Annotated in this window: 16 protein-coding genes and 2 tRNA genes; 7 read left to right on the top strand and 11 right to left on the bottom strand. The window is 66.0% G+C overall.

Going from position 1 to position 19,258, the window contains the following annotated elements:
- Window positions 1–17: 17 nt before the first annotated feature.
- The 7 genes from pheS to PX653_RS04880 form a co-directional block, all read right to left on the bottom strand.
- A complete protein-coding gene (gene pheS / locus PX653_RS04910) occupies window positions 18–1,034 on the bottom strand; it encodes a phenylalanine--tRNA ligase subunit alpha (RefSeq protein ID WP_277416794.1) in 1,017 nt (338 codons plus the stop codon).
- A gap of 106 nt (window positions 1,035–1,140) precedes the next feature.
- Entirely contained in the window at window positions 1,141–1,500 is a 360-nt protein-coding gene (gene rplT, locus PX653_RS04905) for a 50S ribosomal protein L20 (protein WP_145873696.1), read from the bottom strand.
- Between the two features lie 25 nt (window positions 1,501–1,525).
- Window positions 1,526–1,723, bottom strand: coding sequence for a 50S ribosomal protein L35 (gene rpmI, locus PX653_RS04900; RefSeq protein WP_057262756.1), 198 nt, complete (start codon window positions 1,721–1,723; stop codon window positions 1,526–1,528).
- Between the two features lie 340 nt (window positions 1,724–2,063).
- The gene (gene infC / locus PX653_RS04895; RefSeq protein WP_277418518.1) at window positions 2,064–2,585 is read right to left on the bottom strand and encodes a translation initiation factor IF-3; all 522 of its coding nucleotides are present in this window, start codon (window positions 2,583–2,585) and stop codon (window positions 2,064–2,066) included.
- Between the two features lie 74 nt (window positions 2,586–2,659).
- Window positions 2,660–4,567: a threonine--tRNA ligase gene (gene thrS / locus PX653_RS04890; RefSeq protein WP_277416793.1), complete on the bottom strand. Its 1,908-nt coding sequence runs from the start codon at window positions 4,565–4,567 to the stop codon at window positions 2,660–2,662.
- 250 nt (window positions 4,568–4,817) lie between these two features.
- Window positions 4,818–4,894: transfer RNA gene (locus PX653_RS04885), tRNA-Val, on the bottom strand.
- Between the two features lie 96 nt (window positions 4,895–4,990).
- Window positions 4,991–5,067: transfer RNA gene (locus tag PX653_RS04880), tRNA-Val, on the bottom strand.
- A gap of 114 nt (window positions 5,068–5,181) precedes the next feature.
- Here PX653_RS04880 and PX653_RS04875 point away from each other — a divergent pair.
- From PX653_RS04875 to PX653_RS04865, 3 genes are all read left to right on the top strand, one after another.
- Complete coding sequence (locus tag PX653_RS04875) at window positions 5,182–5,646, top strand: cache domain-containing protein (RefSeq protein WP_277416792.1); 465 nt, start codon at window positions 5,182–5,184, stop codon at window positions 5,644–5,646.
- Between the two features lie 15 nt (window positions 5,647–5,661).
- Window positions 5,662–6,579: a cation diffusion facilitator family transporter gene (locus PX653_RS04870; protein ID WP_277416791.1), complete on the top strand. Its 918-nt coding sequence runs from the start codon at window positions 5,662–5,664 to the stop codon at window positions 6,577–6,579.
- Window positions 6,580–6,665: 86 nt separating this feature from the next.
- Window positions 6,666–7,109 (top strand): GNAT family N-acetyltransferase, encoded by a 444-nt coding sequence (locus PX653_RS04865; protein ID WP_277416790.1) that lies wholly within the window; start codon window positions 6,666–6,668, stop codon window positions 7,107–7,109.
- Between the two features lie 9 nt (window positions 7,110–7,118).
- Here the strand turns inward: PX653_RS04865 and PX653_RS04860 are convergent, their stop codons facing one another.
- From PX653_RS04860 to PX653_RS04845, 4 genes are all read right to left on the bottom strand, one after another.
- Window positions 7,119–10,172 carry a patatin-like phospholipase family protein gene (locus PX653_RS04860; protein ID WP_277416789.1) on the bottom strand — a complete coding sequence of 1,018 codons (3,054 nt, stop codon included), beginning with the start codon at window positions 10,170–10,172 and terminating at the stop codon, window positions 7,119–7,121.
- Between the two features lie 216 nt (window positions 10,173–10,388).
- Window positions 10,389–12,632 (bottom strand): RelA/SpoT family protein, encoded by a 2,244-nt coding sequence (locus tag PX653_RS04855; protein WP_277416788.1) that lies wholly within the window; start codon window positions 12,630–12,632, stop codon window positions 10,389–10,391.
- A gap of 109 nt (window positions 12,633–12,741) precedes the next feature.
- A complete protein-coding gene (locus PX653_RS04850) occupies window positions 12,742–13,092 on the bottom strand; it encodes a RidA family protein (protein WP_277416787.1) in 351 nt (116 codons plus the stop codon).
- Window positions 13,093–13,107: 15 nt separating this feature from the next.
- Window positions 13,108–13,992 (bottom strand): alpha/beta fold hydrolase, encoded by an 885-nt coding sequence (locus tag PX653_RS04845; RefSeq protein ID WP_277416786.1) that lies wholly within the window; start codon window positions 13,990–13,992, stop codon window positions 13,108–13,110.
- 132 nt (window positions 13,993–14,124) lie between these two features.
- Here PX653_RS04845 and PX653_RS04840 point away from each other — a divergent pair, with 132 nt between their 5' ends.
- The 4 genes from PX653_RS04840 (at window position 14,125) to PX653_RS04825 (ending at window position 19,143) form a co-directional block, all read left to right on the top strand.
- Window positions 14,125–14,952 (top strand): 3-hydroxybutyrate dehydrogenase, encoded by an 828-nt coding sequence (locus tag PX653_RS04840; RefSeq protein ID WP_277416785.1) that lies wholly within the window; start codon window positions 14,125–14,127, stop codon window positions 14,950–14,952.
- 162 nt (window positions 14,953–15,114) lie between these two features.
- Window positions 15,115–17,388, top strand: a complete 2,274-nt coding sequence (locus PX653_RS04835; RefSeq protein WP_277416784.1) for a TonB-dependent receptor — start codon at window positions 15,115–15,117, stop codon at window positions 17,386–17,388.
- Between the two features lie 4 nt (window positions 17,389–17,392).
- A complete protein-coding gene (locus PX653_RS04830; protein ID WP_277416783.1) occupies window positions 17,393–18,352 on the top strand; it encodes a fatty acid desaturase in 960 nt (319 codons plus the stop codon).
- The gene (locus tag PX653_RS04825; protein ID WP_277416782.1) at window positions 18,349–19,143 is read left to right on the top strand and encodes a phosphate/phosphite/phosphonate ABC transporter substrate-binding protein; all 795 of its coding nucleotides are present in this window, start codon (window positions 18,349–18,351) and stop codon (window positions 19,141–19,143) included. Before PX653_RS04830 ends, PX653_RS04825 begins: the two co-directional genes overlap by 4 nt.
- Window positions 19,144–19,258: the final 115 nt, after the last annotated feature.

Raw genomic sequence — 19,258 nt, 5'->3', positions numbered from 1 at the left:
CCCTCGGATTTATTCTTTTAATTGAACTGTTTCAGGAAGCGCAGGTCGCCTTCGTAAAACAGGCGCAGGTCGTTGACGCCATAGCGCAGCATCGTCAGGCGCTCCAGGCCGGAGCCGAACGCGAAGCCGATGTATTTTTCCGGGTCCAGCCCGAAATTGCGCACGACGTTCGGATGCACCTGGCCCGAACCGGACACTTCCAGCCAGCGGCCCTTCAAGGGACCCGAGCCGAATGCGATGTCGATCTCGGCCGACGGTTCCGTGAACGGGAAGTACGAGGGCCGGAACCGGACTTGCAGGTCGTCCGTCTCGAAGAATGCCTTGACGAAGTTCAGGTACACGCCCTTCAGGTCGGCAAAGCTGATGTTCTCGGCGATCCACAGGCCTTCGACCTGGTGGAACATCGGCGAGTGGGTGGCATCGCTGTCGACGCGGTACGTGCGGCCCGGCGCGATCACCTTGATCGGCGGCTGGTGGCTGCGCGCGTAGCGCACCTGCATCGGGCTCGTGTGGGTGCGCAGCAGCAGCGGCTTGCCCGTGCTGTCGTTGCCTTCGATGTAGAAGGTGTCCTGCATCGAACGGGCCGGGTGGTTTTCCGGGCTGTTCAGTGCGGTGAAATTGGTCCAGTCGGTTTCGATTTCCGGGCCGCCGGCCACGTCGAAGCCGATCGAGCGGAAGATGGCCTCGACCCGTTCCCACGTGCGCATGACGGGGTGCAGGCCACCGGTGGCGCGGCCGCGGCCGGGCAAGGTGACGTCGATGGCTTCCGCGTTCAGGCGCAGCTGCAGCTGGGCATCCGCCAGCGCATCGCGGCGCGCGGTCAGCGCGGCCTCGATCTGCTGCTTGGCGGCGTTGATCAGTGCGCCTTGCGCCTTCTTTTCCTCGGGCTCGAGCTTGCCGAGACCCTTCATCAATTCGGTGATCCGGCCGGTCTTGCCGAGATAGATGGCTTTGGCGTTTTCAAGTGCGGCGGCGTCGACGGCGGCGATAAAGTCAGCCTGGGCCGCGACGACCAATTGTTCGAGGGAGTTCATCCGACTGTTTTCCTATGCTGGAAATTAAAAACGGGGCCCAGGTTGTTATACCCTGCCCCGCTCTTCGTGCCGCTTTCCGGCGGCACGCAACATCGATCACTGACTATCAGGCAGCGATTTTTGCTTTCACGGCGTTGACAATCGCGGCAAACGCCGGCTTGTCAGCCACGGCCATATCGGCCAGGACTTTACGGTCCAGTTCGATAGCGGCTTTCTTCAGGCCGTTCATGAAGACGCTGTAGGTCAGGCCGTGTTCACGCGACGCCGCGTTGATACGGGTGATCCACAGGGCGCGGAAGACGCGCTTCTTGTTACGACGGTCGCGGTAAGCGTACTGGCCAGCGCGCATGACTGCTTGCTTGGCAATACGGTAAACCTTGCTGCGACGACCGCGGTAACCCTTGGCCAGATTCAGTACTTTTTTATGACGGGCACGCGCAGTAACCCCACGTTTTACTCGAGGCATAGTAGCTCCTTAGATGAGTGTGAGATTAAGCGGACGGCATCATGCGCAGGACGCTCGTGACGTCGGACGCATTGATGTTGCGGGTACCACGCAGTTGACGCTTGTTTTTGGTGGTCTTCTTGGTCAGGATGTGACGCTTGAACGCCATACCCGACTTGACGGTACCACCCGGACGCACGCGAAAACGCTTCTTCGCGGAGCTTTTGGTCTTCATTTTTGGCATAACACATCTGTCCTCGCGGACAGCTCCAAATGAACAGGATTGCAGGTGGCAACAACACGTTGCGCTTGGGTGCCTGCTTTCACTTGTTGATGCAGCGGCAGCGGGGCCACTACATGTTGCAGCTTGGGGCTGCAAATTCTTTTCGCCGGATGCAACTCGGCAGCCGGCAATTATAACCGATTTTTCCAACCGCAATGCCGCAAACCGGAGGCATCGCTTGAAAGAGGCCTCGGAAAACTCGCACAGCGGGATGCAGTTCGGGCCCGCCGCGCGGAATCGTACTTTAGTACGATGAGCACGGCGGACCCGGAATACGCCCGCTTTGCGAGTTTGCCGACGCCTATTTCTTCTTTTTCGGGGCGATGACCATGATCATCTGGCGCCCTTCCATCTTCGGGAACTGCTCCACCTGGCCATGCTCTTCCAGGTCAGCCTTCAGACGCTCCAGCATGCGCATGCCGATGTCCTGGTGGGCCATTTCGCGGCCGCGGAAACGCAACGTGATTTTCGTCTTGTCGCCTTCTTCCAGGAACTTGATCAGATTGCGCAGCTTGATGTTGTAGTCGCCATCATCGGTACCCGGACGGAATTTGACTTCCTTCACGGCGATGATCTTCTGCTTCAATTTTGCTTCGTGCGCCTTCTTCTGCTCCGAATACTTGAACTTGCCGTAGTCCATCAGACGGCAAACCGGTGGCTGCGCCGTCGGCGCGATCTCCACGAGGTCAACGTTCGCTTCTTCCGCGAGACGGAAGGCTTCGGCCAGGCTTACGATACCCAGCGGCTCATTGTTGACACCGGACAGGCGCATTTCCGGTGCCGTGATTTCGCCATTGATGCGATGCGACTTGTCAGTAGCTATTGCAGTTTCCTTTAAGAAATTTGTTAGGTGTGGCCGGTTACGGATGCCTCGGTGCCACGCACCGAGGCGTACCGTCAGGCTTTGTTGGCGACATCCTGCTGGAGTCGCTCGACCAGGGCGTCGATCGACATTACGCCGAGATCGACATTGCCCCGCGCACGCACGGCCACGGTATTGGCATCCCGTTCCTTGTCGCCGATCACCAGGATGTACGGCAACTTTTGGACGGAATGTTCGCGTATTTTATACGTGATCTTCTCGTTGCGCAAATCAGCCGTGACGCGGAACCCGTGCTGGCGCAGCTTTGCCGCCAATGCGGTCGCGTACTCGGCCTGGCTGTCCGAAATGTTGAGCACGGCAACCTGCACCGGCGCCAGCCACATCGGCAGCGCACCCGCATAGTTCTCGATCAGGATGCCGATGAAGCGCTCCATCGAACCGACGATCGCGCGGTGCAGCATGACAGGTACCTTGCGGGTGTTGTCATCGGCGACATACTCGGCGCCCAGGCGTTCCGGCATGAAGAAGTCGACCTGCATGGTGCCGACCTGCCATGGGCGGCCCAGCGAATCCTTCAGGTGGTATTCGATCTTCGGACCGTAGAACGCGCCCTCACCCGGCAGCTCGGTCCACGTCACGCCGCAGGCGCGCAGGCCCTGGCGCAGCGCTTCCTCGGCGTCGTTCCAGATCTCGTCCGTGCCGATGCGGTTGTCCGGACGCAGCGCCAGCTTGACTTCGATATTGGTGAAGTCGAAGTCGGCATACACCTCCATCGCCTGCTGGTGGAACGCCACCACTTCCGGCTCGATCTGCTCGTGGGTGCAGAAGATGTGGCCATCGTCCTGCGTGAAGCCGCGCACGCGCATGATGCCGTGCAGCGCGCCGGACGGCTCGTTGCGGTGGCACTGGCCGAATTCGCCGTAGCGCAGCGGCAGGTCGCGGTACGAACGCATGGCCGAGTTGAAGATCTGCACGTGGCCCGGGCAGTTCATCGGCTTCAATGCGTACGAACGGTTCTCAGACTCCGTCACGAACATGTTTTCGCGGTAGTTGTCCCAGTGGCCCGTCTTGCCCCACAGGCTCGCGTCCAGGATCTGCGGCGCCTTGACTTCCTGGTAGCCGTTGTCCTGGTACTTCTTGCGCATGTACTGCTCGACCTGCTGCCAGATGGTCCAGCCCTTCGGATGCCAGAACACCAGGCCCGGCGCCTCGTCCTGGAAGTGGAAGAAGTCCAGCTGCTTGCCCAGTTTGCGGTGGTCGCGCTTTTCCGCCTCTTCCAGCATGTGCAGGTACTGCTCCTGCTCTTCCTTCTTGGCCCAGGCGGTGCCGTAGACCCGCTGCAGCATCTCGTTCTTCGAGTCGCCGCGCCAGTAGGCGCCCGCCAGCTTCATCAGCTTGAACACCTTCAGCTTGCCGGTGGACGGCACGTGCGGACCGCGGCACAGGTCGGTGAACTTGCCTTCGCTGTACAGCGACACGTCTTCATTGGCCGGGATCGACGCGATGATTTCGGCCTTGTAGTGCTCGCCGATGGACTTGAAGTAATCCACGGCCTCGTCGCGCGGCAGCACCTTGCGCGTCACGGGCTCGTCCTTCTTGACCAGCTCGGCCATCTTTTTCTCGATCGCCACCAGGTCGTCCGGCGTGAACGGGCGCTTGTACGAGAAGTCGTAGTAGAAGCCGTTTTCGATCGTCGGGCCGATAGTCACCTGCGCGTCCGGGAACAGCTCCTTGACGGCATAAGCCAGCAGGTGGGCGGTGGAGTGGCGAATGACATCCAGGCCTTCCGGATCCTTGTCCGTGACGATGGCGACATCGGCATCCTGCTCGATCAGGAACGACGTGTCGACGACCTTGCCGTCGACCTTGCCGGCCAGCGCGGCCTTGGCCAGGCTGTTGCTGATGTTCGATGCCACCTGGGCGACGGTGACGGGCGCGTCGAACTGGCGCACGGACCCATCGGGAAGTCGGACTGATACCATAGTGATCTCCAATCGGCACATGGGCCGCTTAAGCTGCTGCAAAAAGTATAGGGGGAACGGATGTACGAAAAGCGGGACGAAAAAAAACGCGGCCTAGCCGCGTTCTTCCTCAGATTGAAAAGCAAAAGAAAGCCGATCGACTAGCGTCACTCACCAAACCCTGCGGTCGTAGTTCGCGGTGTCATAACCGGTGTGCCTTTCTCGCTCTTACAAGATGAGAGCCTCGTTTGCGACGAGGCTCCTGGAATTCTGGTGGGCGGTGAGGAATTCGAATCCCCGACCCCTTGGATGTCGACCAAGTATTCTAACCAGCTGAACTAACCGCCCGGTGGCCCGGGGCAGTGATACTACGCGACATGCGTCACACAACAGCACTACCCTGGACTTTACTGCCTGCTACCTTTACTGCTGCACTACTTGTTCTGGTGGGCGGTGAGGAATTCGAATCCCCGACCCCTTGGATGTCGACCAAGTATTCTAACCAGCTGAACTAACCGCCCGATGCCCAGCATTATAGGGAGGCAACGAGAGAAAAACAAGGGCCAACCCGAAATTGTCTCCAGGATCCCATCCTGGCCGGCTTAACCATAGCCCATGCTATATTGACTGTCGCCATGAAACCCTTCCTGTCCTCCCGATCCCGGGCCGCCCTGCTGTGGACTGTACTGCTGTGCCCGGGCATCGGCACGGCCGAGCCGGGTACGGCGGAGGAAGCGCGCGCCATGGTCGACAAGGCCGCCGCGTTGATGCGCGAACTGGGACCCGAGCGGGCGATGGCCGAGATCAGCAATCCGTTCGGCGCCTTCAACTACCGCGACCTGTACGTGACCGTGTACAGCACGCGCGGGCGCATCCTCGCGCATGGTACCCAGCCGCAGCTGATCGGCCGTCACGCGTGGGACTGGCGCGACGCCAACGACAAGTACTACGTCCGCGAAATCGTCACCCGTGCGCAGAAGGGCGACACCGGTCCCGTACACTATACCCGGGTGCATCCGTTCACCCACCAGCTGCGCGTGAAGGAAACCTGGTTCCGCATCGTGGACCGGCACGTCATCGCATGCGGCGCCTATAAATAATCTCTTGCCCGTCCCATGAATGCACCCAGCCACCTGCATGCCCACCTGAAGGGCGATGCCAAGTACCGCCACCAGCGCGCCGACCGCAGCCTGTCCATCCTGGCGTGGGCGCTCGGCCTCACCCTGCTGTTTGCCGGCGTCGAGGTGGGGGCTGGCTTCCTGTCGAATTCCCTCGCGTTGATTTCCGACGCCGGCCACATGGTGACGGATGCCGCGTCGCTGGGCCTGGCCCTGTTCGCCCAGCTGATCGCCCGCCGTCCGCCCTCCTCGCGCTACTCGTTCGGCTTCGGCCGCGCCGAGGCGCTGGCCGCCTTCGTCAATGGCCTCGTCATGCTGCTGGTGGTGGGCTGGATCGTGTTCGAGGCGGTGCACCGCTTCGCCCAGCCGCAGCAGGTGGCCGGCGGCACCGTGTTCATCGTGGCCGCCATCGGCCTGTGCGTCAACCTGGCCGTCGCGTGGGTGCTGTCGAAGGACCGCGACAGCCTGAATACCCGTGCCGCGCTGGTGCACGTGCTGGGCGACATGCTGGGATCGGTGGCGGCGCTGATTGCCGGCGCCGTGATCTGGTACACGGGCTGGATGCAGATCGACCCGCTGCTGTCGCTGATCGTCTCGCTGCTGCTGCTCAAGTCTACCTACGGCATCCTGCGCGAATCCGGCCATCACCTGATGGAAGGGGTGCCCGCGCACATCGACTACCTGCAGCTGGGCGCGGACCTGGAAGCGGTGGACGGCGTCGTCTCCGTGCACGACCTGCACGTGTGGGACATGTCGCCCGGCGAGCCGGCCCTGATCGGCCACGTCGAGGTGGCGGACCTGGCGCATTGGCCGCGCGTGTTGAAGGCCATCCGCATGATGCTGCTGGAGCGGCACGGTATCGATCACGTCACCTTGCAGGCCGAGGTGGCCGGGCGCCAGGGACGGCCCGGCTAGGGGACTTGTTAACCGCTGTCGACCGGGAGGACTGCAGGATGGGGGAAGTGGAACTCAGGTACGCCAGGGCCGCCGATGCGGACAGGATGCTCGCACTGCTGCGCGCCGTCTGCGCCGAAGGCGATGCCCTGCCCTTTACCGAAGGGATCGACGAACGGCTCATCGCCAGCCAGTGGCTCGCCGCGCCAGGGTGCGTGCTGGCCTGGGCGGAAGACCGGCTGCTGGGCATGTACCGGTTCGGCGCCAACATGCCCGGTCGCGGTGCGCACGTCGCCACCGCCACCTTCCTGGTGAGCCGGGAGGCACGTGGGCATGGCCTGGGCCGCAGGATGGTGACGCACTGTCTCGAGGCCGCAACGGCGGCCGGATTCGACGCCATGCAATTCAACCAGGTGCTCAAGACTAATACCGCCGCGCTTGCGCTGTATCGCAGCTTGGGATTCCGGCGGGTCGGCAGGATACCGCGCGCCTTCCGGCACGCCCAGCTCGGGCTCGTGGACGCGTACATCCTGTACCGGCCACTTGCATGAACGCCGGGATCACGGCGCGAAGTCGGCCCGCACCTGACGCAACCGCTCGGCCAGGTCGGCCTCCATGCCAGGGCCCAAAGCTTCGGTGGCGATGTGCCGGCCCAGCCGGCGGTAGCTCTCGAACTGGTCCTCGCCGTAGAACTGGTCGCCCGTCGATTCGTGCGGAAAGGCGGGATGCTCCGCATGGTACTGGCGCAGCGAGGCGTCGTTGACCGTGGGCGACAGCGAAGCCTTCAGGTACACCAGCACGCCTTCGCATTCGGCCACCCCGGCCGCGTTGCGGTAGACGATGCGGCCGACCACGCAACTGGCCTTGCTCTGCCCTGTCGCCCCATCCACCGCCAGCGCCGTCACGTCGATTTCGATATCGGCGTTGAAGTCGACCTTGCACAGCCGGATCAGCGTACCGAGCGCGCCGCAGCGCAGCGCCGGGTCGCACTCGGCGTCCACGGCGACGATCAGTTCGCAGCGCCGCCGCACCAGTTCGTAGACCCCGAGGTTGTCGAAGTGCCCGCCATCGGAAATCATCAGGTAGCGCGAACGCTCGTTGGCCGACGCGAACAGCTCCATCAGCAGGCAGCCCGTGCTGAGGGCCGGCGACGTGCGCTGGCGGGGGAAGCGGGGATTGGCGAACCAGCGTCCCAGCCGCACGTTAAACAGCGTCATCATGAACGCCACCGCGGGTGAGGAGTGGAAGCCCTGGTTCGGGCTCGCCGCCGCGCCCGACACGGAGATCGCCTCCGCCAGCGTCAGCTCGCCCGTGCCCATGTCGTCGCAGGGCTGGTGGCGGCGGTAGCCGATCTTGTCGTCGGGATGTTCGCCGTAGTCGCTGCCCAGCGCCACCGGGCCGATCGTAAACGACGCGCCATGACGGGTGTGCAGCGACAGGTCGCCGGAGCCGCCCAGGTTGACAGTACAGTTGATCAGGTGCAGCGGCAGCGCGGCCGGCGCGCCCTTGCCTTCCCGCGGCTGCAATGCGCACAGGGCGATATCGTCCTTCTCGTCGAACTGGGTGAAATTCTGCGGCTTGCGGGCCCGGTGCGAAGCGCCCAGGTAGCAGCGCGCCAGCCGGCTGCGGTAGAACGCATGCAGGCTGAATTCGTTGATGTCCACGCGCCACGCCAGGAGCGCACCCACCAGCGCCACGGCCAGCATCACGGCGCCGATCGTGCCCGCCGACGGCGTCCAGCGCTGTGTCCAGTAGGCGTCCCAGCACGCCGCGCCCGTGCACCGGCGGAAGTCGATGGCGATGGCCGCATCCGGTACCGCGGCATAGGTCAGTACCAGGTACAGCACCGAGGCCACGCCGATCAGCAAGCCGACGATAAAGAGCGGCGGTGCGATCTTCGTCAGGATGTTGAGGGCCACATTGGGCAGCGTGCGGCGCTTCGAGCGGATCGTGTCGTCGCCGCCGGACGCGGCGGAGTTGGCGGCAAACAGGCCGGCGGCCGTGGTGCCGATCCAGCCGGCGACGGGCGCCAGGGCCTTCCAGTGCTCCAGGCTGGCCAGCCACAACACCAGCATGGGGCCATACAATGCCGACAAGGTCAGCACGTTCCACGCCGTGGCATAGATCCACAGCCACGCCGCCAGCCGGCTCCACCACTCGCGCATGCCTTCCAGCGACGCCTTGCCCAGCAGGCCGATCATCAGGGTCACGGCCGACGCGAACGCGGACAGGATCAATGTCGGCCCCCAGATGAACGCATGCCACGACCGCACCTCGAAGCCGAGCCGGTCGCGCGCGCCGGCATCGAACGAGTGCATCAGCCACAGGATGCCGCAGAACATCGCGTGCAGGGCGAACATGCAGACGGCCGACGCCAGCGCGATCAGCACGGCATTGAACAGTACGCGCGGGACCTGGTGCGTGCCGGTGGTGCCGCGCCAGCAGCGCAGCGAGCAGCAGGCCAGCACCACCAGCGCCGTAAACGCCAGCGCCAGCTGGAACGGCCAGGCACTGGGCTGCCCCGCCAGCAAGGCACCGTAGGTGACGCCGGCGGGCAGGTCGCGCGCCAGGTGGGCCAGCACGGCGGACAGCTCCACGCTGGTCAGCAGCATCGGCACGACGATCCACTTCTGCACTGCGGCCTGGCCGAAATCGGGCCACGAGCACTCGCTCCGGAACACATTGCAGCGCGCCAGCGCCGGCAGTGCGCACAAGGAGCCCAGCATCAGCAGCGCGGCGATCGGCACGGCCCAGGCGCTGACGGGCGCCGTCTCGAACGGATTGAAGCCGGTGACGAGCCACAGCGCGGCGCAGACCGACAAGAGTATCGCGCTGGCACCGGCCCAGCGCCCCCAGTGCTCCGGATGGAAGCGCCAGTCGCGCTGCAGCGGCGACGCCTGCGCGGAGCCACCCTGGTCGCGCCGCTGGCGCAGCTGGTTCGCCGCCAGCAGCACGACGGCGGCGACAAAGATGCCGATGGCGCCACCGCGCAACAGCTCGTATTCGGGCCAGATGGCGAACCAGCGCATCGCCAGCTGCGGCACCAGGAGCAGCAGCACGAGGCCGCAGATGATCGTCAGCTGGACCAGCGCGGCGTTGCGCATCCACGTGGTCAGCATCGTCCAGGTGTCGGCGCTGAACAGGCCGACCTTGGGCGACAGGTAATTGGAGAACTTGCTGAGGTGGGCGATCGACTGGCGCCAATGGGCGGCCAGCTGGGGCGCCAGCCAGCTGGCGCCGTCGCGATGGCAGTGGGCGCGCAGCCACGCCATGATGTAGCCGCCGCCGGACACGGACGACCAGTAATCGAAGCGGTGCAGGCAACCCAGGTCGCGCAGCGCTTCCAGCACGCCGAGGCCGAACGTGGCGCTGCGGATGCCGCCGCCGGACAGCGCCAGCGCGGCGAGCGGCGCGTCATGGGGGACGTGGATGCGGTCGCGCCAGCGATCGACGTGCGCGCGCTCCGCCCGCAGCACGTCGTCCACGCCCAGTTGGCCGTCGCCCAGCGCGCCGGACGGCGCCTCGGCTGGCTGCGTGCGCGCCTGCGGCGGCTCCAGGGCTTCGTCTGGCAGCGGCTGGAACAGCGGATCTGACGGCTGGGGTACGGCACTCATCGCGACCTCCCGGGCTAGGGCTTGCAACAGCGTAGCCCTGGCGGCGCGGTGACGTTGTCACGGATTGTCACCAATTGTCACGGTGTTGTTTTCGTGCCCAGCCGTGGAGGTACGAGCTTGGGGTCTGTCCCCGCAGGGGACTGACCCCGAAGTTCAACGAGGTTCGCGGAAAGTTCACACCGAACTTCAGGGTCAGTCCCCCGAGGGGGACAGACCCTAGGCCCGCCGGGCCTCGAGCACCCCGGTGACCTCTGAGATGGCCGTCAGCGCCTTCTGCAGCTGGGCCGTGGCGCCGATCTCGGCGGTGAAGGTCATGCGCGCCTGGCCCTTGGCGCTTTGCGTGTTCACGCCGATCACGTTGATCTTCTCGCGCGAGAAGATCTCGGAGATGTCGCGCAACAGGCCCTGGCGGTCGCCCGCCAGCACGAACAGGTCGACCGGATAGACCGTGTCGCTGCGCGTATTACCCCATTCGGTGACGATGACGCGCTCGGGCGCCTTGGCGCGCATCTCGGCGAAGTTCTTGCACGAGAGGCGGTGGATCGACACGCCCTTGCCGCGCGTGACGAAGCCCACGATGGGATCCGGCGGCGCCGGCTTGCAGCAGCGCGCCAGCTGCGTCATCAGGCCTTCCGTGCCGACCACCAGCACGCCGGACTTGGCGCCCTGCTCCGTCGACGAGGCACGGCTCTTGTTGAGTACCACGGCGTCTTCCGGCGGCGGCGCCTCGGCCGGGTCGTGCAGCGCCTGCTCCACGTGGCGCAGGCTGAACTCCTCCTTGCCGACGGCCAGGAACAGGTCGTCCACCTTGCCGAAGCCCAGCTTCTGCGCCAGCGCTTCCAGGTTGACGGCCGTCTTGCCCTCGCGCTGCAGCGATTTCTCGACCAGCGCGCGCCCGTGCGACAGCGTCTCCTGCATGTCGATCGCGTGGAACCACGCGCGCACCTTGGCGCGGGTGCGGTTGCTGACGGCATAGCCCGGGCTGAGCCAGTCGCGCGACGGTCCCGCCGTGCCGGGCGCGCCCTTGGCGGTGATGATCTCGCACGTCTGGCCGCTCTTGAGCGGGGTATTCAACGGCACCATGATGCCGTCCACGCGCGCACCGCGGCAGCGGTGGCCCACGTCGCTGTGCAGGTGGTAGGCGAAGTCGATCGGCGTCGCGCCCACCGGCAGCTCCAGCACCCGCGCCTGCGGCGTCAGGACAAAGATGCGGTCGTCCAGCGCGGCGGACTTCAGTTTTTCCACCCACTCGCGCTGCAGCTCTTCCTGGCCGACGACGGCATCGGCCACGTCGGTCTTCCACGCCAGCAGCTGGCGCAGCCAGGCGATCTTCTCGTCGTACTTCTGGCCCTGGAAGTTGGAGCCGCCCTCCTCCTTGTAGCGCCAGTGCGCCGCCACGCCATATTCGGCGAAGCTGTGCATCTCCTGGGTGCGGATCTGCACTTCCAGCGGCCGGCCGTCGTCCGCCGTCACCACCGTGTGCAGCGACTGGTAGCCGTTCGGCTTGGGGCGCGAGATGTAGTCGTCGAATTCCTTCGGAATCGGCGTCCAGATATTGTGCACGACGCCCAGCACCGTGTAGCAGGTCTTGACGTCCGCCACGATGACGCGGAACGCGCGCACGTCATACAGTTCGTTGAAGTCCAGCTCCTTGCCGCGCATCTTGTTCCAGATGCTGTAGATGTGCTTGGGCCGGCCGAACACCTCGGCCGCGATGCCGGCGTTTGCCAGCTCCGTCTGCAGCCGCTCGATCGACTGCTCGACGAAGCTCTCGCGCATCATGCGCTTCTCTTCCAGCATCTTGGCGATGCGCTTGTAGTTCTCCGGCTCGATGAAGCGGAACGACAGGTCCTCCAGCTCCCACTTGATCTGCCAGATGCCGAGGCGGTTCGCCAGCGGCGCGTACAGGTCCAGCGTTTCGCGGCCGTAGGTGCGCGTCATCTCGTTGAACAGTTTCGCGTCCGCGAAATAACGCAGCGTGCTGCAGCAGGAAGCGAGGCGCACCAGCACGACGCGCATGTCGGACGCCATCGCCAGCAGCATCTTGCGCAGCGTTTCCATCTGCGCCACGGCCTGCTGCGCCGCGTTCTTGCCGCGTGTGGCGGCCGGGCTGCCCTGGGTCAGCTCGCGCAGGCGGATGAGTTGGTGCACGCCCGTCACCAGGTCGGACACTTCCTTGCCGAACTTCGGTTCGATGACGATGGCCTGGGCCGGATCGAGCAGGCACAGCTCGAACATGAGGCCAGCGATGCGGGTGGCCGCGTCGGTGCGCAGCAGCGCCAGTGTGGTGGCGACGCCGACGGCGAAGTCGAACGCATTCTGGCCGCTCGTGGCGGTCTTGCCGGCATAGGCGTCGCTGGCGAAATCGAGCGCCGCCAGCACGCGCACGCCGTCTTCGTGGGACAACCCCTGGACCAGCTGATCGGACGTTGCGCTGTTCAGCGCCGCGATGGAAACCATAATGCAACCTTAAACCCTGTCAATGCCGGCGTGACCGTCGTTGCGACGTCCTTCCTGGCCCGCGCCCCGCCACCGGCGGCGGGGATGCTCCTCACACGCGGGCGTGCCGTCAGCGCTGCGCGGCGACGACGACGATTTCGACGAGGCAGGCCGGATTGGCCAGCTTGGCCTCGACGGTGGCGCGCGGCGGCGTGTGGCCCTGCGCGACCCACGCATCCCATTCCTCGTTCATCGCGGGGAACAGCGCCATGTCGCTGATGTAGATCTGGGTCGACAGGATGCAGCTCTTGTCGCTGCCGCTTTCCGCCAGCAGGCGGTCCACGTGGGCCAGCACCTCGCGGGTCTGCCCGGCGATGTCCGCCGTGGTGTCCTCGGCGATCTGGCCGGCCAGGTAGACGGTGTTGTTGTGGATCGCCACTTCGGACAGGCGCTTGCCAACGTGCAGTCGTTTAATTTCCATTTAGTTCTTCTTTCTCTACTGGTTCAACAAAAATTCGCGGATGACGGCGATCTGGTCGGGCTGGATCAGCATCGGCGCATGGCCGACGCCCGCGATCTCGACCAGTTGCGCGCGCGGTCCGCGCTGCGTCATCTCCTGGGCCGTCGCGCGCGACAGCAGGTCGGACAGTTCGCCCCGTACCACCAGCGTCGGGCAGCGGATCGCATCGTAGGCCGCCCACAGCCTGGTGCCGTCGGCGGCCACCGATTCGGGCGTGGCGGCGCGGAACGGCAGCGCCAGGCCCATGTCGTAGTGGCGCACCCACTCGCCGTTGGCGTCCTGGCGCAGCACGTCGCGCGCCATCTTGTCCCATTGGGCGTCGGTATGGGGGCCGAACGGCTGCGACACGTCGCGCACGAACTGCGCGCCCGCCTCGAAGGTGGCGAAGCGCAGGTCCTGGCCGATATAGTCGCCGATGCGGTGCAGCGCGGCCGGATCGAGCACGGGGCCGATATCGTTCAGCACGAGGCGCTCGATCGGGCTGTCCGGCAGCGAGGCCAGGCCCATGCCGATCAGGCCGCCCATCGACGTACCGATCCAGTGCACCTTCTGCCGCTCGCCGTTGGCCAGCACGCGTGCCAGCAGGGTCACCATGTCGCTGACGTATTGCGGCACCACGTACAGCTCGGGATTGCGCAGGCGCCCCGAGCGGCCGCGCCCGACGACATCGGGGCAGACCACGCGGTAGCGCTCCGCCAGCGCGCGCGCCAGGTCGTCGAAATCGTCCGACACGCGCGTCACGCCGTGCACGCATACGAGCACCTCGGGATTGGCCGGATCGCCCCACTCCTTGTAGGCCATGCGGTGCAGGCCGGCGGGCGAGATGCACTGCACTGACTTCACTGTTACCGGGTCGCTCATGCGTCTTCCTCCTGCCGAGTATTGGTTTTTGCGCTACATTTTACCGTGCGCTGCGGATAAAATCCCCCGGAAGTGTAGCGCAGCGCCCCCGGCAGGACCAAACCGAGCATTTTTACTCAGTAAAGGACAACCATGAGCAGCACTGCAAGCAACCCAGCCCCAGGCGCCAACGCTGGCGCACTGGCCGGCAAGATCGCACTCGTCACCGGCTCCACGTCCGGCATCGGCCTGGGCATCGCGCAAGCGTTGGCGGCACAGGGCGCGGACATCGTCTTCAACGGCTTCGGCGAAGCGCAGGCCATCGCCGCGCTGCAGGAAGAGACGGCGCGCCGGTACGGGGTGCGCACGGCGCACCACAACGCGGACATGAGCAAACCCACCGAGATCGAAGCGATGATGGCCTTCGCCACCGAGCAGTTCGGCGGCGTGGACATCCTCGTCAACAATGCCGGTATCCAGTACGTGGCCAACGTCGACGAGTTCCCCGTCGAGAAATGGGACGCCATCATCGCCATCAACCTCACGTCGGCCTTCCACACCACGCGCCTGGCGCTGCCGGCAATGAAGGCGAAGAACTGGGGCCGGATCATCAACCTGGCCTCGGCACACGGCCTGGTGGGGTCCGCCGGCAAGTCGGCCTACGTGGCGGCCAAGCACGGCCTGGTGGGGCTGACCAAGGTGACGGCGCTGGAGACGGCCAGCACGGGCGTCACCGTCAACGCGATCTGCCCCGGCTTCGTGCTGACGCCCCTGGTACAGAAACAGGTCGACGACCGCGCCGCCAGGGAAGGCCTTTCGAACGAACAGGCCAAGCACGCGCTGCTGGCCGACAAGCAGCCGTCCGGCGACTTCGTCACGCCCGAGCAGCTGGGCGGGCTGGCCGTGTTCCTGTGCAGCGATGCCGCCGCCCAGGTCCGCGGCGCCGCCTGGAACGTGGACGGCGGCTGGGTCGCGCAGTAGCCCTCCTCCTACGGCCCGGTGCTCCGGGCCGCGCAGTGGTTCTTTCTCCGGAACCGTATATCCAAGCACATTAAACTTCGTTCCCCCCGCGCGGACGCGCCCCCATACTTGCAGCGTGGAGGCGAGCCGGCCGCGCCTACCCGACAATAACAAGGACAACCGATGCAGCAACCGCTTCGCCCACTCACCCTTGCCGTACTTGCCGCCACGAGTGCCCTCGCGCATGGCGCCGATGCCGTGCCCACCCCCGCCACCGGCGACATCATCGAACGGGTCGAGGTCACGGCCACCCGCACCGGCGCCGTCGACGTGCAGGACGTGCCGGCCGCGATCACCGTCGTCAAGCCGGACAGCCTGAGCCGCTATGGCCTGGGCAACCTGGCCGACATCGCCAACGTGGTGCCGGCGATGACGGTGCAGCAGCAAGGGGCCGGGGTCAACAACGTCACCATGCGTGGCCTGGTCGTGCGCGGCATCGTGCCTTCCGAAGTGCAGGATGCCTCGCTGGTCGCCGTCTATATCGACGAGATGCCCGTCACCCTGAAGTCGGCCAACCCGGACCTGAAGGTGCTGGACCTGGAGCGCGTCGAGGTGCTGCAAGGCCCGCAGGGCACGCTGTTCGGCGCCGGCGCGATGGCGGGCGCCGTGCGCCAGATCACCCGCAAGCCGGAATTCAACGACCTGTTCGGGTCCGTCGAGGCGGTCGGTTCGCGCACCTCCGGTTTCGGCGGCACCAACCACAACCTGCGCGGCACGGTCAACCTGCCAGTGAAAGACGACGTGCTGGCGCTGCGCGTGACCGGCTACACGGGCCGGGACTCAGGCTATATCCGCAATGCCTACAACGGCGCCACGACCAACGGCGTCTCCACCAACCAGGGCCGCATCGCCGCGCGCCTCAAGGCCAGCCGCGACCTGCTGGTGGACGCCAGCATCACGGCGTCGAACATCAAGGGCGGCGTCAACGACGCCTACGCCGACCTGGCACCCTACACCACGTACGCGCTGCTGCCGCAGGCCAGCAACGACCAGCTGCAGCTGTACAACCTGACGTTGAACCAGGAACTGGGCACGGCCACGCTGGTCTCGTCCACTTCCTACCTGCACCGCAAGACATGGTACGTGACGTCGGCCCAGTACCCGGCCACCGCCTTCATCTTCGGCGGCCAGCCGCCCTTGATGCAGTCGGCCTACCGCATCGGCAACGCCATCGAGGATTTTGCCCAGGAGCTGCGCCTGCAGTCCAAGGGGGACGGCCCGTTGAAATGGACGGCCGGCGCATTCTATGAGCAGGGCCGGCGCGACACGCGCCAGGACCAGCCCACCGCCGGCTTCGACGCGCGCTACGCGGCCACGCGCAACTTCCCCGGCTACGACTCGCAGGTGAACGACCAGTCCTTCAGCCCGGACAACTATTTTTCCGGCTACCAGAACACGAATTCGCGCCAGCTGGCCCTGTTTGCCGAAGCCACGTACACCGTATGGGACCGGCTCGACCTGACGGCGGGCCTGCGCCTGTTCCGCGGCACGCAGGACTTCGACCTGAAGTTCACGGGCCTGTTCGGCAACCTCGTCACCGCCACGCCGGCCGTGCCGACGGGCCAGCCGGAAGTCTCGTCCAGCAGCGCCACCGCGCGCGGCGCCAATCCGCGCCTTGCGGCCGCCTGGCGCATCGACCCGGACCACACGCTGTACGCGTCGGCCGGCAAGGGCTTCCGCTACGGCGGCAACAACCAGCCGGTGCCGTTCAATTTCTGCGGCGTGCACGCGCCGACCACCTTCGCGCCGGACAGCCTGTGGAACTTCGAGGCCGGCTCGAAGAACACGCTGCTGGGGCGGCGCCTGACCGTCAACGCCAGCGCCTACCTGATCGACTGGGACGACGTGCAGGTGTTCAACCGGCTGCCCTGCACGTATTACTTCACGCAGAACGCGGGCAAGATCCGCAGCAAGGGCGTGGAGCTGGAAAGCGCCTTCAAGCTGACCCGGCAGGCATCGGTCGGCGTGAGCGCGTCGTACAACCACGCCAGCGCGACCGATACCGTCGTCACGGGCATCCCGGCGCAGAACATCCCGGCCGGCAGCCGCGTGCCGTACGCGCCCCGCTTTGCCGCCAGCGCCACGGCGAGCTACACGATCCCCGTGGCCGGCGCCGACGAAGTGGGCCTGTCGGCCAGCTATGCCTACCGCGGCGAGGCTTACACCAACTTCGCGGCCAGCCAGGGCAGCTATGCGCGCATCCCGTCGTCGAACACGCTCAACGCTACCGTGACGTACCGCACGCGCGGCTATGAAATCGGGCTGTTCGGCACCAACCTCACCAACGGCGCCAAGGTCAGCGACGTGGTCCCGAACGGCATCGCGATCCAGCCGGGCAACCTCGTCTACCTGGTGCGCCCCCGCACCGTGGGGCTGCGCGTGAGCGCGCGCTTCTGATGCCATGAGCCGACCCGCCGCCCAGCGCTCGGAATACCTGGATGCCGCCCAGCGCGCCCAGGTCATGTCCGAGAGGGGACGGTGGGTATGGCTGGGCGAGTGGCCCACCTGGCTGCTGATCGTCGGGATCCACGGCGGCTGGTGGACGACGGTGGCGTACTGGCGCGAACTGGGTACGCCATTGGCGACGGTGCTGATGGTGTGGTGGTGTGCGTGGTACCTGTCGCTGCAGCATGAGCTGATCCACGGCCACCCTACCCGCAAGGCCTGGCTGAACCGGCTGTTCGGCACGGCCCCGCTGGCCGTCTGGTACCCGTACGCGCTGTACCGCGACAGCCACCTGCGGCACCACGACGATTCACACCTGACCTTGCCGGCGCTGGACACGGAAAGCTGCTACCTGTCGCCGCGCGACTGGGCCGCGATGGGCCGGCCGCTGCGGGCGCTGTACTGGTTCAACAAGACATTCTGGGGCCGCCTGCTGGTCGGTCCGGCGCTGGCCATCGGCGCCACCTGGAGCGGCGCGCTGCGGGCACCGCGACGGACCATGTGGGTGGGCCACTTCGCCATGCTGGGCGTTATGCTGTGGTGGCTGGACACGCGTTACGGCATCGCCCCGCTGTACTACCTGCTGGCGATCGCCTACCCGGCGCAGTCGCTGGCGATGATCCGCTCGTACTACGAACACCGCCCGGCCGCACACCACAAGCAGCGCATTGTGCTGAACGAGGCGGGACCCGTGCTGCGGCTGCTGTTCCTGAACAATAACCTGCACCTCGTCCACCACGACCTGCCGTCGCTGCCGTGGTACCTGCTGCCGCGCGTGTTCCGGGCGCGCCGCGCCCACTACCTGGCCCGCAGCGGCGGCTTCCACGTCGCGGGCTATGGGGAGCTGATGCGCCGGCACGGCTTCACGCCCGTCGACGCACCCGTCCATCCGCACCTGGCACCGGTGGCATCGTGAGCTGGACGGTCGCGCTGCCCATGTACAACGTGTCGCCACGGCTGCGGGATGGGTACGAAGCATTCGCCGCGGCCCTGCTGCTGCAGGCCGGCCTGGATAGTGAGACGATGCTGGTACGCGACGTGCCCCTGCCGGGCTACTGGAAGCACCCCGGCCTGCTCCTTAGCCAGACTTGCGGCTACCCCTATGTGACGGCCCTGCGGGATGACGTCACCCTGCTGGCGACGCCGTGCTACGACGTGCCGGGCTGCAATGGCAGCGACTACCGCAGTGCGCTGGTGGTGCGGGAGGACAGCGGCATCGCCACCCTGGCCGACGCGCGCGGCCGCGTCGCCGCCGTCAACGAAGGCCACTCGAACAGCGGCATGAACCTGCTGCGCCATGCGGTCGCGCCGCTGGCCCGCGACGGGCGCTTCTTCGGCGCCGTGGACTGGTCCGGCAGCCATGCCGCCAGCGTGGCGATGGTGCGGGCCGGCGCCGCCGACATCGCCGCCATCGACTGCGTCACGTGGGCCTACCTGTGCGAGGAACGGCCGGCGGACGTCGCCGGGCTGGCAGTGCTGGGATATTCCGCCGCCACCCCCGGGTTGCCGCTGGTGGCGGGAGCGGACCTGCCGGCGGCATCCGTCGAACGCTTGCGGACGGCACTGCTGGCACCCGACGCGGCGCTGCTGGCCACCCTCGCGCCATTGCGCGTCCGGGCCTTCGAGTACCGCGGCGACGAGGCCTACGACCGCATCGCGCAGCTGGAGGACGAGGCGCGGGCGTTGGGGTATCCCCTGCTTGCTTGAGCGCCCGCGGGCCCGCTTGGGGTCTGTCCCTGAGCCTTCCCCACAAATTTCTGTTGTAAACGGAAGCGGAAGCTGTTAACTTTCAATCCCAAAAACGGCGCATGCATGGCTGTGT

Source organism: Pseudoduganella chitinolytica (assembly GCF_029028125.1).
Classification (GTDB): Bacteria; Pseudomonadota; Gammaproteobacteria; order Burkholderiales; family Burkholderiaceae_D; genus Rugamonas; species Rugamonas chitinolytica.
The sequence above is the reverse complement of the archived record's forward strand: the minus strand, read 5'-3'. Positions and strand labels throughout refer to the sequence as shown.